The sequence below is a fragment of the Haloechinothrix sp. LS1_15 genome (assembly GCF_033042135.1).
Lineage (GTDB): Bacteria > Actinomycetota > Actinomycetes > Mycobacteriales > Pseudonocardiaceae > Haloechinothrix.
In genome coordinates, this window is the sequence record NZ_WBXM01000002.1 from 113,079 (window position 1) to 126,414 (window position 13,336).

Below are 13,336 nucleotides of genomic sequence, written 5' to 3' on the forward strand. Positions count from 1 at the left end.
CTGTCCGTGCCGACTACCGTGGATCTTGCGGAGTGGCCCGGCCCGCCACACTGGTCGGGCGGAAGGGAAGTGCGGGATGAGTGCACCCGAGCGGCAGCCCGAGACACACCAGGTCGACATCGCCGTCATCGGTGCGGGGCCGACCGGCCTGTTCGCCGCGTACTACGCGGGGTTCAGGGGACTGTCGGTGGCGGTGGTCGATTCGCTACCGGAGCCCGGCGGGCAGATCACCGCGATGTATCCGGAGAAGAAGATCTACGACGTCGCGGGATTCCCCGAAGTACTCGGCAAGGACCTGGTGGCCAACCTCGTGGCGCAGGCCGATTCGGCGAAACCCACCTACCTGCTTGGCCGCAAGGCCACCACGCTCGACGACGCCGAAGGCGGTGCGGACTCCGGGCTCGTGCTCGGGCTGGACGGCGGTGCCGCGGTACACGCCGGGGCGGTACTGATCACCGCCGGGATCGGCGAGTTCACCCCACGCCCGCTGCCTGCCGCGGACGGGTGGCTCGGTAAAGGCGTGGTGCACTTCGTGCCCGAGCTGGACAAGCACCGCGGCGAGCACGTGATCGTGGTCGGGGGTGGCGACTCGGCCTTCGACTGGGTGCTGGCGCTGCACCCGATCGCGGCCAGCGTCACACTGGTGCACCGCAGGAGCCGGTTCCGCGCGGCGGAGAGCGTGATCCGGGAAGTCGAGGACCTGGGTGTATCGATGATCACCGACGCCGAGATCGTCGAGCTGCGCGGCGATCCGGTGCTGAACGAGGTGGAGATCGCGCCGAAGGCGGGCGAGCGGCTGGTGCTGCCGGCCGATACGGTGGTCGCCGCGCTCGGCTTCGTCGCCGATCTCGGCCCGATCTCCTCATGGGGGCTGGAGGTCACGCGCAAGTCGATCAGCGTGGACTCCACCATGGCCACCGCCCGCGAGCGGGTGTACGCCGCGGGTGATGTGGCCTCCTATCCCGGTAAGGTCAACCTCATCGCTACCGGCTTCGGCGAGGCGGCCACCGCGGTGAACAACATCGCCGTGGCGTTGCAACCCGGCGCGAAGCTGTTCCCCGGGCACTCCACCGATATCTAGCCTGAGCCTGCCCGATCCGCCATGGGGTTATCCCGCCGTGTCTCCTGATGCGCCGGTCACCTCGTCGGTCCAGGCCGAGTACGGGTCCGCCTCGGAGGCGATGGACGGGCCCTGGCCGCAGGCGTCACCGTCGTAACCCGGTCTGCTCACCAGGCCGACCAGGGTCCACTGACCGTCGTCGTTGCCCAACGCGGGACCTCCGGAGTCGCCGTAGCAGGGACCGGCATCCCCGCCGGGGTTGTCCAGGCACAGCTCCACAGCCCCGTCGATGTCGTCGCACGCCTCGCTGCCGACCACCTCGGTGTCCAGCTGCTGCAACGTGTCGGGCTGCTCGCCGCAGTCCGCCTCGGGGCAGCTCTGTCCCCAGCCAAGCAGCCGCACCGGGGTTCCCTCACCGGCGGGTTCGCCGAGCCCGACCTGTTCCGTCCTGACCGGCTCGCGCAGCCGGACCAGCCCGACGTCACCGCCGGGGTCGTCCCAGTCGAAGTCCGGGTGCGCGTGGAGCTCGTCCGCGGTGGTGACCACGCCACCGGAGGAGCGGCTGGTGCTGCCGATCCGCAGTGTCACGCTCGCGGGGTCGCGGTCCGCGACACAGTGCGCCGCGGTGATCACCCACTCGGGATCGATCACCACCCCGCCGCAGTAGTGCTCCCCGCCCTGCGAGAGCACCGCCATGAACGGGTAGATCTGGTCGGCATCGCTTCCCCCGACGATGGTCGGGGAGGGTTGGCCCGGCTCCGCGGTGGCCGAATGTCCTGCCAGCGCGCCGAGCGACACGACCAACGTCGCCGCGATCGCCACCGCTATCGCCCGGGCGGCTGCGCGTTCCGCCCGCCCGGTACCGCGCCGCGATCCGGTTCGCCGGGGTGCGACGGCCGCGTTCACGGCAGCGGCGGGACGACCCGTCCCACGGTGTCGGTGCTGCCGTCGAAGTCGACCGAGGCGTATCCGCGGAGCTTGTTCAATCGGTGGTACCCGTCGATGACCCGGACGGTGCCCGACTTCGAACGCATCACGATGGACTGGGTGGTGGCGCCACCCGCGCGGTAATGCGTACCGCGGAGCAGATCGCCGTCGGTGACCCCGGTGGCGCAGAAGAACACGTTCTCGCCACGGACCAGATCGTCGGTGGACAGGACCTGGTCGATGTCGTAGCCCTTGGCTGCGGCACGCTCGCGCTCTGCGTCATCCTTGGGCCACAACCTGCCCTGCAGGGTCCCGCCGAGGCACTTCATGGCCGCCGCGGCGATGATCCCTTCCGGGGTGCCGCCGATACCGAGCAGCATGTCCACCCCCGTGGACGACCGGGCCGCGGCGATGGCGCCCGCCACATCGCCGTCGGTGATGAACCGGATCCGGGCGCCCGCCTCGCGCACCTCGCGGACCAGTTGGTCGTGGCGCGACCGGTCGAGGATGCACACCGTCACGTCGCTGACATCGCTGTGCTTGGCCTTGGCGACACGGCGGATGTTCTCGGCCACCGAAGCCGAGATATCGACCACATCGGCCGCCTCGGGACCGACCGCGAGCTTTTCCATGTAGAACACCGCCGAAGGGTCGAACATCGCGTGCCGCTCGGCGACGGCGAGCACGGCCAGCGCGTTGGGCATGCCCTTGCTCATCAGAGTGGTGCCGTCGATCGGGTCGACGGCGACGTCGCAGGCCGGGCCGTCACCGTTGCCGACGTGCTCGCCGTTGTACAGCATCGGCGCTTCGTCCTTCTCGCCCTCGCCGATGACGACGACGCCGTCCATGGAAACGGTGCTGATGAGCTGGCGCATCGCATCGACGGCCGCGGCGTCGCCGCCGGTCTTGTCCCCCTTGCCGACCCAGCGACCCGCGGCCATGGCAGCGGCCTCGGTCACCCGAACCAGCTCCATGGCGAGGTTGCGATCCGGTCGTTCCGTGCGTGTGGCCGATGTAGCCTGCTCGCTGGAGCTGCTCATCGCTCTCCTCCCGTCGCTCGCGTACCCGACTGCACGCCTGGCACCCTGCGGGGAATTGTTCCAGATCGTGGCCCGCTCGCACGGCCGCCCATTGACCCTGCGCAGCCGCGCATCTCACCCGGTGGGACCATGGGAGCGTGAGTGAGCAGGCACGTGAGGAGCAGGATGGTGCCGCGCCACCCGGCGAGCAGGGCAGCGAGCAGCCGGGAGAGCAGGCGCCGCAGCTGGATGAGTCCACGGCCAAGCGTCTCGGTCAGGGCGTGCGGGATCTGGTGTTGTCGCTGGCGATCCTGCTCGGCATCATCGCCGTGATCAGCATGATCATCGGCTCGTGCGAGTTCAGCCCCGGCGGCCCGTCGGTCGATCCGGACGCCGCGCCCGAAGTGGACGCCGGTCAGGAGCTGCAGCGCATGGCCACCCGGGTGGACTTCCCGGTGCGTTCGCCGGAGCTGGGACAGGATTGGCAGGCGACGTCGGCCAACTCGGCGGCGGCCGTCAACCCCGAAGCCGACACCATCGTCCGCGTGGGGTGGCTCACACCGGGCGGCGAGTACATCCGGTTGTCGCAGTCGCCAGCCCCCGCGCCGTACGTCGTGGCCGACGAGACGGAGCGCTCGCCGGGCGCGCTGGAGGCCACCGGCGAGGTCACCGTCGGCGACCACGAGTGGCAGGAGTACCCGGCGCTGGAGAACGAGGTCGCTTGGGTCGTCACCCTCGACGAGGTGCAGGTGATGATCACCGGCAGTGCAGGCGAGAAGGAGTTCGGCGAGATGGCCCGTGCCGTGCTGGAGGCCGAGCCCGCGACGTGAGTCGCCCGGCTCGCCCCTACCCCTGTTTCCCGTTCGGCTCGGTCGCCGAAGCGCCTGCCTCCCCGTCCTCGTCTGCCTCCCCGGTGTCGTCGACCGTGGCGAGCGCGGCGTCGATGCGTTGCCGTGCGCCGTCGAGGTGGCGTTCGCAGACCTGCGCGAGCACCTCGCCCTTCTCCCACAGCGCCAGGGACTCCTCCAGCGACAGCCCGCCTGCTTCCAGCGCGCGCACCACCTCGATGAGCTGGTCGCGGGCTTGCTCGTAGCCGAGTTCCCGTAGCTGGCGAAGTTCGTCGCCCTGCTCGTCCTGCTCGGTGTGGGTGGTGTCGCTATCGGTCATCGTGTGCGTGCTCTCCCGCTGTCGGAACCTGGGAACGTGTGGCCGCCTCGCGCCCGGAGCCCGGCCCGTCCGCCGAGAAGGGCTGTTGCGGCGATGACCCGGTGAATGATCCCGCCTGCCGGATGGTGGCCGAAGCTGCCACGGGTGTCACATCGTGCACGGTCGCCCCGATCGCCCCGTCACCGACCCGGATCCGCAACCGGGTCCCCGGCTCGACCTCGGCGACCGAGCGCAGTACGGCGTGCTCGCCCCCGGCCGTCGGGTACTGCACCACCGAGTACCCCCGTTCCAGGGTCGCCGCCGGGCCGAGTGCGGCCAACCGTGCCCTGGCGGAGGCGAGCATGGCCTGCTCGGCTCCGAGGATCCCCACGACCGCACGCCGTGCTCGCTCCCGGTACTGCACGACCTGCTCGCGCCGTTGCTCGATCGGGCCGTAGGGGTCGGCGAGCGCGGGGCGGCTGCGAACCTGTTCGAGGGCGCGTCGCTGCGTGTCGACCCAGCCGCGCAGCGCGCGGCGGGACCGTTCCCGCAGTTCGCGAACGCGGGCGGCTTCCTCTGCGACGTCGGGCACGATGCGCTTGCTGGCATCGGTGGGGGTGGAGCATCGGAGGTCGGCGACATGATCCAGCAACGGCGTATCCGGCTCGTGGCCGATGGCGCTGACTACCGGCGTTCCCGCGGCGGCCACCGCGCGGCACAGGGCCTCGTCGGAGAACGGCAGCAGGTCCTCCACGCTGCCGCCACCGCGGGCGATCACGATCACCTGGATGCCGGGGTCGGAGTCCAGTTTGGACAGCGCGTCGAGCATCTGGGGCACCGCCTGTGCCCCCTGCACCGCGGTGTTGATCACCGTGAACCGTACCGCGGGCCAGCGTGCCTGCGCGTTGGCCAGCACGTCGCGCTCCGCGGCCGAAGCGCGCCCGGTGATCAGTCCGATGCCGCGTGGTAGGAACGGCAGCGGGCGCTTGCGCTCCGCGGCGAACAGCCCTTCCGCATCGAGCAGCTTGCGGAGCCGCTCGATGCGAGCGAGCAGCTCGCCGATGCCCACCGCCCGGATCTCGCTGGCACGCAGGCTCAACGTGCCGCGCGCGAGGTAGAAGTCGGGTTTGGCGTGCACCACCACGCTGGCGCCCTCGCGCAGCGGCGGCTCGGTGCCGCGTAGCAGGGCCATCGAGCAGGTCACCGACATCGACACGTCGGCGGAGGGGTCGCGCAGCGTGACGAACGCCGTGCGGGTGCCCTGCCGCGCCGAGATCTGGGTCACCTGACCCTCCACCCACACGGGGCCGAGCCGGTGGATCCAGTCGGCGATCTTGCGTGCCACCGTGCGCACGGGCCACGGGTTCTCCGCCGTGGGTCGGTCCGGGGTGGCGTTGCCTGCCGAAGCCGTCACGAGCCGCTCTCGGGTCGGGTGCCCTCCCCGGACTCGCGCCGGAGCGTGGCGATGCGCCGGGACAGCATGCCGGTGAATGACGCGCGGTTCGCGTGTGCCTGCTCGTAGGCGAGCAGCTCCTCCACCTGCTGTGCCGTCAGTTGCCGGAGCCGTGCCCTGACCTGCGGCAGGGTCAATTCCCCGTACTGCGGCAGCCAGGAAGGGCCCGCGGTGCCTTCGGTGCTCATCGTGCCTTCCGTGGCCGTCGAGCCCCCGGTGCTCCCGGTTTCCCCTGTGTTCTCTGTGCTCGCTGTGCTCTCGGCGTCAGTCTCGGACTGCTCGCCGAGCCTGCTCCCGGCGAGTGCGCGTTCCTCCTCGGCCCACGGATCGTCCATCGCCTCGGTGGGCAGTTCCGGGTCGCCGCCCCGACGCGAAGGGCCGACCGCGGACGCGTGGCCGTTCCGGCCCGTGCCCGCGGTGGCCGTGTGGTTGGTTGCCGACCGTGCCTGGCTTGCCCCATGCGCGGCCGCTCCAGGGGAGTTTCGGGTTGGCCGTGCGGCGGCTCCGGGAAGGTCCTCGTCGAAGGTGGCCCAACTCGGCGTGTCGTCCTGGGGTTCCTGGAGCTCGGCGAGCGCCTCGTCGCCCTTGACCGCGAGCTCGGTCACCTGCTGCTGCAACCGCATGGCGAGCTGCATTACGTGACTGGCCACCGTGACAGGCAGGCCGGTGAGCTGCCGCGGCAGGTCCCTGGCGTGTTCCAGCGCGCTGACGGCGAGCCCCGTGGCGACGCGCACGGGCAGCGGGAGTGACTTCATGACCCCAGTCTCTCGCACGAGGTGCGGCATGCCCAGGCTGGCTCGCCGGTGCCTGCCTGGAGCCTAGCCGTATGACCTGCCGGATCGGGGCGACGGGTATGAGTACGGTCACCGGGGGCCGTCTCGCCGCTGGCGGCGTCCCCGTACCCGGTCCGTATGCTGGGGGCATGACTGCAGCCAGCCAGCAGGGACCAGCGGCGGGCAAGCGCGTATTGCTGGCCAAGCCACGCGGCTACTGCGCGGGGGTCGACCGCGCGGTCGTGACCGTGGAGAAAGTGCTCGAGCAGTACGGGCCGCCGGTCTACGTGCGCAAGGAGATCGTGCACAACCGGCATGTCGTGGACACCCTCCGCGAGCGCGGGGTGATCTTCGTCGAGGAGGTCTCGGAGGTTCCCGAAGGTGAGCTCGTGGTGTTCTCCGCGCATGGGGTCTCCCCTGCGGTGCACGCCGAAGCCGCCGAGCGGAACCTGCGCACCATCGACGCCACCTGCCCGCTCGTGACCAAGGTGCACAAAGAAGTGAATCGCTTCGATCGCCAGGACTACGACATCCTGCTGATCGGCCACGAGGGCCACGAGGAGGTCGAAGGAACCGCGGGCGAGGCGCCGCACAACGTGCAGCTGGTGGACACCGAGGAGGACGTGGACAAAGTCGACGTCCGCGACCCGTCGAAGGTGGTCTGGCTGTCGCAGACGACGTTGAGCGTCGACGAGACCATGGAGCGGGTCGACCAGCTCCGGGAGCGGTTTCCCAACCTGGCGGATCCGCCCAGCGACGACATCTGCTACGCCACCTCCAACCGCCAGGTGGCGGTGAAGGCGATGGCAGGCGAGTGTGATCTGGTGCTTGTCGTGGGATCGCAGAACTCCTCGAACTCCAAGCGGTTGGTCGAGGTGGCGCTGCAGGCGGGCGCGAGTGCGGCCCACCTGATCGATTACGCCTCCCAGGTCGACGAGAACTGGTTGGACGGGGTGACCACGGTCGGCGTCACCAGCGGAGCCTCGGTGCCGGACTCGCTGGTCATGGAGCTTCTGGACTGGCTGTCCGAGCTGGGCTGGAGCGACGTCGAAGAGGTCACCACCGCGAACGAAAAGATCTCGTTCGCGCTGCCGAGGGAGCTGCGCAACAGCTCCAGCGTGCGGTAGCGGTGCCCGTGCGGCAGCGGGAAGTCAACGTTCTGGTGGGCGCCTGCGGGGCGCCCCTGGCCCGCGCCGCGGTTGGCCGGGCTGTGGTGGTCCGTCCGGTGGTTGCGGGCGCTGCCTGCGCTGCGGTGATTCGCCCCCGCGCTCGGGGGCGGGTGGCCTGCCTGCCTGCCGTTCCGCTTCCCACGGTCGCGGCCCCCGGGTGTCGCGTACTGCCCTTGTGGCATCGCCCCGCGTGGGCCGAGGGGCGCGGTTCCCGCCGGTGCCCTCGGCGCGATCGGCTCCCGGCCGTTGCCTGCCGGGCCGTTCGCGCTCGCCCGTCGTCCGGCCCGGCCGGTCACCGCCGGTGCGTTCGGACGGTCGGGGTTCGGGGCGTTTGCCGCGTCGCTCGGGTCTGTCGCTGCTGTCGCGCTCGGCCTTTGCCGGTTTGCGGCGCGCCGGATCGCGCTGCACGAGGAGCCGTAGCAGGCCGATCATCAGTGTCGTGGCCGTGGCCGCCGCCATGATGGGAAAGCCATGGATGATCGGGGTGCCGACCGCGAGAACCCGGGAGAGCGTGTCGGCGTCCCCTGGGATTCCCGAGGCGTACAGCACCACGCCGGGAACCACCAGGGCGAAGATCAGTGGTGGCTGGATGACGGGCCCGAACAGGTTACGCCTGCGCACCGCGCAGACCGCCAGCACGGCCCCGGCGAAGAATCCCGCCTCGAAGATCGTGCCGATCTCACCGTGCAGCCGGGCATCCACCACGGCGGCGCCTGCCGCGAGCAGTAGCGCGATCGCCGTCGCCCAGGACCAGGACAGGCCACGCCCGCTCCCGACGAGCGGGCGCTCGTCCCAGGCGGGCGCCTCGTTGGCGTCCTCGATGTCGTCGGCGTCGCGGCGTTCCCTGGAGCTGGCCACGAGATACCACCCTAGCGGGCGGGGCCGGTCGCGCGGTGGTCCGGTCGCTAGCCGGAGGAGCCGGTCGGCGACGGCTCCTCGCCGCGCCGCACCTCGGCGACCGAGGAGGGGCTTGCCGCGGCCTCGGTGAGCGGGGCGACCGTGCTACGGAAGCGTTCCAGGGCGTCCAGCTCCTTGCGCCGGGCGGCGATGAAGCGCTGCAGGTGGGTTGTGGATACGTTGACCGCGTCCACCGCGCCGCCAGCCGCCCGGTGTGCCGTGGCGGCCTGGGTGCGGAGGTGCTCGACATCCTCGGCCAGCGCGCGGTCACTGCCTGCGAACAGCGCGGCCGAGGCCAGGATCGCGAATCCGGTGGGGCCGCAGAGGAACACGCGGCGATCCAGCAGCCACCTGAGCAGTTCCTCGTCGGTGTCGAGCGCGGTGACCACCGCCGCGTCCGACGGTACGAACATGATCACCCCGTAGATCGCGTCCGCCCAGCGCTCGTACCCCTTGCCTGCCAGCTCGGCAGCCCGGGAGCGGAGGTTGCGCACGTGCACCCGCAACGCCTCCCGCCGTTCGGCGGGATCGTCGGTTTCCATTGCTTCGGCCCAGCAGGCCATGCTGGCCTTGGCGTCGACGGGAACGCTGCGCCCACCACCGACGTGCAGCACCAGGTCCGGCTTGGCGGCGCCGCCGCCAGCCAGGTCCGACTGCACCGTGAAATGCAGGCCCTCGCGCAGGCCGAGCGCACGCGCGGTCTGCGTCAGGACCTGCTCGCCGAGCTCGCCACGGCCGGAGATGGAGGCGAACGCCACCTGGTAGCGGCGCAGCGCGTCCTGCTGCTCGTCGAGCCTGGCCCGTTCGGCGGCGAGATCGCTGACGGCGCGGTCCACCCGCCGCATGCTGTCGTCGTACAGCCGCCACAACACCGCGACGGCCACCCCGAGCAGCAGCGCGAGCACCACAGCGGCAGTGGTGATCACCGTCGACGTCACGGGTTCCTCACTTCCTCCCTCGATGATCCAGTACGGGGCCAGCATCGCAGCAACCACCGACAGTACTGATCGGTGATCGGTAGTGACCGCGATCGCCTGTCCGCGCGCTGCCGCCGCCGACACGGCGGCGACCGTGATGATCGTCGGTCACGGGGCGAGCACTACCGTGGAGCCATGCGACTGCTGCACACCTCCGATTGGCACCTGGGGCGCACCTTTCACGGTGCCGACCTGCTCGCCGATCAGGAGTCGGTGCTGGACCGTCTCGTCGAGATCACCGCGAGCGAGGGTGTCGACGCCGTGCTCGTCGCAGGCGACATCTACGACAGGGCCGTCCCTTCGGCGGAGACGGTGCGGGTGGCCACCCGCGCGCTCGAGCGGATCAGGCGGGCCGGGGCCGAGCTCATCATCACCTCGGGTAACCACGACTCCGCCGCGCGGCTCGGCGCGTTCTCCGGTTTCGCCGCGGCAGGGGGCCTGCACCTGCGCACCACGATCGAGGAGCTGGCAGAGCCGGTGCTGCTGCCGTGGGACGACGCGGCCACCGGGGGCGTCGCGGTGTACGGCATCCCGTACCTGGAGCCGGAGCCGGTACGGCACCTGCTGGGGATCGACGAGCGAGGGCACACCGCCGTGCTCGGTGAGGCGATGCGCCGCATCCGCGCCGACCTGGCAAGCCGGGAAGGCACCCGAGGGGTGGTGCTGGCCCACGCCTTCGTCACCGGCGCCGACGCATCGGGGTCCGAGCGCACCATCGCGGTCGGCGGGGTGGAGCAGGTTCCGGCCTCGGTGTTCGACGGCGTCGACTACGTCGCCCTCGGGCACCTGCACAGTCCCCAGCGGGTCACCGAGACCGTGCGCTACTCGGGCAGCCCGCTGGCGTACTCCTTCGCCGAACGCGCCGACCGGAAATCGGTCTGGCTGGTCGACCTCGAGCACGGCGGGGTGACCGGGGTGCGGCGGTACGAGCTGCCAGTCCCGCGTGCGCTGGCGACCGTGACCGGCACCCTGGAGGAACTGCTCAGCGGTGAACAGTACGCCGGGCTGGAGGAGTGCTACGTGGCGGCGACGCTGACCGACCCGGTCCGCCCGCTGGAGGCCATGCGGAAGCTGCGGGAACGCTTCCCGTACGCGGTGCACCTCGAATGGCTGCCGGACGGTGACAGCGGCCGTGTGCCGCTGCGGTACGCCGAGGCGGTTCGGGGGCGTACCGACCGGCAGATCACCGGTGGTTTCCTGGCCGACTGCCGGGGAGCGGAACCGACGGGCACCGAGCAGGCCTGGCTGGACGAAGCACTGGCGTGGGCGGGCACCGCCGAGCGGCCCGGCCACGCCGGGGACGGGGGTGATGCGGAGTGAGGCTGCACCACCTCGAGGTCAGCGCGTTCGGCCCGTATCCTGGCCGGGAATCCGTGGACTTCGACGCGCTCGGCACCGACGGCCTGTTCCTGCTGCACGGCGATACCGGGGCGGGCAAGACCACGCTGCTCGACGCAGTCGCGTTCGCGCTGTTCGGCACCGTTCCCGGGGCGCGGGGCGAGGTCAAACGGCTGCGGAGCGATCTGGCCGACGGCGAGACCCCCACGGAGGTCAGCCTCGAGCTCACGGTGTCCGGCACCCGCTTGCGCGTGATCCGCAGCCCGGAGTACGAGCGGCCGAAAAGGCGCGGCAGCGGCACCACCACGCAACCGGCCAAGGCCTCGCTGACCTGGATTTCCGGGGTGCCGAGCGGGTACGCGCCCGAACCGATCATCAGGATCGACGAGGTCTCCCGCACCATCGGCAGGCTGCTCGGCATGAGCGCCGAGCAGTTCTTCCAGGTCGTGTTGTTGCCGCAGGGAGAGTTCGCGCGCTTCCTCCGTGCCGAGACGGGTGAGCGGGAGCAGCTGCTCGAGCAGCTGTTCGCCACGCACCGGTTCGCCGACGTGGAGCGCTGGTTCCGGGAGCGGCGCGCGCAGCGTGGTCGGGAGCTGGAGCTGGCGCGGGCACGGATGCGGGAATGCGCCGCGCGGTTCGCGCAGGTAGCGGGACTCTCGCAGCCGGAGGCGCCGGACAGCGCGTGGATCGCCGAGACACGGCGGCATGCCGCCGGGGAGCTCGAACGCGCTCGCGCCGCCGAGGCACGGGCACGCCAGGCGCGGGACCGCGCGGATGAGCTGGTCACCGCGCGGCGCGAGCGGGCCGAGCGGGTGCGCAGGGTCGCGGCCGCACGCGAGAAGCTGGCCGCCGCCGAGCGGCAGGCGCCGGAGATCGAGCGTGCCAGGCAGGAGCTGGCGCGGGCGCGGAGTGCGTCGACGGTGCTGGCCGCTCAGCAGCTCGCCGACAGGATCGGCGACGAGGTCGAGCGTGCCGAACAAGCTGAGCAGCGGCATACCGACGAGCTGCTCGGGCTCGGCGAGCAGCCCTCGGACGGTTCGGCGGCCGAGTTGCGGGCTCGGGCGGGCCGTATCCGGGAGGAGGCGGGAGCGCTGAGTACCGCCATTGCCGAGGCCGAGCAGCAGCGCGTGGACGAGCGCTCACTGGCAGGGCTGAACGAGCGCGCGCAGCGCGAGGCGGCGCGCGCCGCGGACCTGGCCGAGCAGGCACGGGCGGCGGTGGACGAGCACCAGCGCACCCGGCAGCACCTGCTCGACCTGCGGGCACGCCGGCTGGCCGGGATGGCAGCCGAGCTGGCTGGGCAGCTGGAGACCGGCAGCCCGTGCGCGGTGTGCGGGTCGGTGGACCATCCGGCTCCTGCCCGGCCGGTCGAGGGTGCGGTGACCGAGGCCGCCGAGCGCGAGGCCGAGCAGGTCGAGCAGCAGGCACACCGGGAACGCGAGAAGCTGGAGACCGCGCGCGCAGAGGCCGATCGTGCCGCCGCCAAGCTGGAGGCCGACAGGGTGGCGCTGCGGGATGCCGTGACCGAGCGGGCGGAGCGGCTCGTCGCGGCCAGGGGCGAGTACGACAGTGTCGAGGACCGGCGCGCCCATCTGCTGTCCGTGGTGTCCACACTGGAGTCTCTTGCCGAGGCGCGTGCCGAGCTCGTCGCGGGCAGGCGCAGGCTCGCGGAGCAGCGCGAGGCGGTGGCGAGCGCGGTCGCCGAGGCAGGTTTCGAGTCCCTCGACGCGGCGCTGGACGCCGCGCGGCCAGCCGGGACGATCACCGAGCTGGAGGAGCGGATCAACCAGGCGGAGGTGGCAGAGGCCGCCGCGCGCTCGGTGCTTGCCGAGCCGGAGCTGGCCGATGTCTCCCCTGACGAGGAGGTGGATCTGGCCGGGGCGCGGCAGGCCGCTGCCGCGGCGCGGGAGGAGGCCGAGGGGGCGCTGGTCACGCTCCAGGCCTGCGAGCGCACCGAAGCCGAGCTGGCGACGATCGGCGAGGAGCTGGACGCGCGGCTGGCCGAGCTGGCCCCCGCCGAGGCCGAGTTCGCCGAGCTGGATGCGCTCACCGACGTGGTCAACGGGCGGGGGCAGAACGCGCGCCGGATGTCGCTACGTTCCTACGTGCTGGCCGCTCGCCTCGAGGAGGTGGCGCTGGCTGGTACGCACCGGTTACGGGCGATGAGCCAGGGACGCTACGCGTTCGTACACTCCGACGCGGCCGGTGCCAGGGGGAAGCGGGGCGGCCTCGGGCTCGATGTGCTTGACGATTTCTCCGGCGCCGTAAGGCCGGCGAAGACACTCTCTGGCGGGGAGTCCTTCCTGGCCTCGCTGGCGCTCGCCCTCGGGCTCGCCGACGTGGTCGCCGCCGAGACCGGAGGGACGCTGCTCGACACGCTGTTCATCGACGAAGGCTTCGGCACCCTCGATGCCGAGACCCTTGACGTGGTGATGGGCACGCTGGACGAGCTACGCGCGGGGGGACGCGTGGTCGGGCTCGTCTCGCACGTCGAGGAGCTCCGCCAGCGGATCCCCACCCGCCTGAAGGTGATCAAGTCCCGCACCGGTTCCGCGCTGCGGCTGGAAGCGTAGGCGG

Annotated in this window: 12 protein-coding genes; 5 read left to right on the forward strand and 7 right to left on the reverse strand. The window is 71.6% G+C overall.

Annotated features, from left to right (window positions below; genetic code table 11):
• Positions 1 to 76: 76 nt before the first annotated feature.
• Complete coding sequence (locus F8178_RS03435) at positions 77 to 1,081, forward strand: NAD(P)/FAD-dependent oxidoreductase (RefSeq protein WP_317493148.1); 1,005 nt, start codon at positions 77 to 79, stop codon at positions 1,079 to 1,081.
• A 27-nt stretch (positions 1,082 to 1,108) separates the two neighbouring features.
• Here F8178_RS03435 and F8178_RS03440 read toward each other — a convergent pair whose 3' ends face one another.
• Both F8178_RS03440 and glpX read right to left on the reverse strand, forming a co-directional pair.
• Positions 1,109 to 1,882 carry a serine protease gene (locus F8178_RS03440; RefSeq protein ID WP_317493149.1) on the reverse strand — a complete coding sequence of 258 codons (774 nt, stop codon included), beginning with the start codon at positions 1,880 to 1,882 and terminating at the stop codon, positions 1,109 to 1,111.
• An 80-nt stretch (positions 1,883 to 1,962) separates the two neighbouring features.
• Positions 1,963 to 3,027 carry a class II fructose-bisphosphatase gene (gene glpX / locus F8178_RS03445; protein WP_317493150.1) on the reverse strand — a complete coding sequence of 355 codons (1,065 nt, stop codon included), beginning with the start codon at positions 3,025 to 3,027 and terminating at the stop codon, positions 1,963 to 1,965.
• Positions 3,028 to 3,164: 137 nt separating this feature from the next.
• Between glpX and F8178_RS03450 the strand changes: the two genes are divergently transcribed.
• Positions 3,165 to 3,836 carry a DUF4245 domain-containing protein gene (locus tag F8178_RS03450; RefSeq protein WP_317493151.1) on the forward strand — a complete coding sequence of 224 codons (672 nt, stop codon included), beginning with the start codon at positions 3,165 to 3,167 and terminating at the stop codon, positions 3,834 to 3,836.
• Between the two features lie 16 nt (positions 3,837 to 3,852).
• On the opposite strand, the gene F8178_RS03455 is transcribed toward F8178_RS03450, so the two are convergent.
• From F8178_RS03455 to F8178_RS03465, 3 genes are read right to left on the reverse strand one after another with little or no spacing between them, the layout of a single operon-like run.
• Positions 3,853 to 4,173, reverse strand: a complete 321-nt coding sequence (locus F8178_RS03455; RefSeq protein ID WP_317493152.1) for an exodeoxyribonuclease VII small subunit — start codon at positions 4,171 to 4,173, stop codon at positions 3,853 to 3,855.
• The gene (gene xseA, locus F8178_RS03460) at positions 4,163 to 5,566 is read right to left on the reverse strand and encodes an exodeoxyribonuclease VII large subunit (RefSeq protein WP_317493153.1); all 1,404 of its coding nucleotides are present in this window, start codon (positions 5,564 to 5,566) and stop codon (positions 4,163 to 4,165) included. Before xseA ends, F8178_RS03455 begins: the two co-directional genes overlap by 11 nt.
• A complete protein-coding gene (locus tag F8178_RS03465) occupies positions 5,563 to 6,360 on the reverse strand; it encodes a lipid droplet-associated protein (protein WP_317493154.1) in 798 nt (265 codons plus the stop codon). Before F8178_RS03465 ends, xseA begins: the two co-directional genes overlap by 4 nt.
• Positions 6,361 to 6,527: 167 nt before the next feature.
• Here F8178_RS03465 and F8178_RS03470 point away from each other — a divergent pair, with 167 nt between their 5' ends.
• On the forward strand, positions 6,528 to 7,505 hold the full coding sequence (locus tag F8178_RS03470) for a 4-hydroxy-3-methylbut-2-enyl diphosphate reductase (RefSeq protein WP_317493155.1): 978 nt from the start codon (positions 6,528 to 6,530) through the stop codon (positions 7,503 to 7,505).
• 24 nt (positions 7,506 to 7,529) lie between these two features.
• Here the strand turns inward: F8178_RS03470 and F8178_RS03475 are convergent, their stop codons facing one another.
• Together F8178_RS03475 and F8178_RS03480 are read right to left on the reverse strand one after the other, a co-directional pair.
• A complete protein-coding gene (locus F8178_RS03475) occupies positions 7,530 to 8,405 on the reverse strand; it encodes a DUF6542 domain-containing protein (RefSeq protein ID WP_317493156.1) in 876 nt (291 codons plus the stop codon).
• Between the two features lie 47 nt (positions 8,406 to 8,452).
• Entirely contained in the window at positions 8,453 to 9,382 is a 930-nt protein-coding gene (locus F8178_RS03480) for a DNA recombination protein RmuC (protein WP_317493486.1), read from the reverse strand.
• Between the two features lie 174 nt (positions 9,383 to 9,556).
• Between F8178_RS03480 and F8178_RS03485 the strand changes: the two genes are divergently transcribed.
• Entirely contained in the window at positions 9,557 to 10,741 is a 1,185-nt protein-coding gene (locus F8178_RS03485; protein ID WP_317493157.1) for an exonuclease SbcCD subunit D, read from the forward strand.
• Entirely contained in the window at positions 10,738 to 13,332 is a 2,595-nt protein-coding gene (locus F8178_RS03490) for an SMC family ATPase (RefSeq protein ID WP_317493158.1), read from the forward strand. The genes F8178_RS03485 and F8178_RS03490 overlap by 4 nt, the downstream gene beginning before the upstream one ends.
• Positions 13,333 to 13,336: the final 4 nt, after the last annotated feature.

Excerpts from the sequence above, each read along its gene's own strand:
- F8178_RS03435 (WP_317493148.1), top strand. The coding sequence starts at position 77 with ATGAGTGCACCCGAGCGGCAGCCCGAGACACACCAGGTCGACATCGCC.
- glpX (WP_317493150.1), bottom strand. The coding sequence starts at position 3,027 with ATGAGCAGCTCCAGCGAGCAGGCTACATCGGCCACACGCACGGAACGA.
- F8178_RS03455 (WP_317493152.1), bottom strand. The coding sequence starts at position 4,173 with ATGACCGATAGCGACACCACCCACACCGAGCAGGACGAGCAGGGCGAC.
- F8178_RS03465 (WP_317493154.1), bottom strand. The coding sequence starts at position 6,360 with ATGAAGTCACTCCCGCTGCCCGTGCGCGTCGCCACGGGGCTCGCCGTC.
- F8178_RS03470 (WP_317493155.1), top strand. The coding sequence starts at position 6,528 with ATGACTGCAGCCAGCCAGCAGGGACCAGCGGCGGGCAAGCGCGTATTG.
- F8178_RS03485 (WP_317493157.1), top strand. The coding sequence starts at position 9,557 with ATGCGACTGCTGCACACCTCCGATTGGCACCTGGGGCGCACCTTTCAC.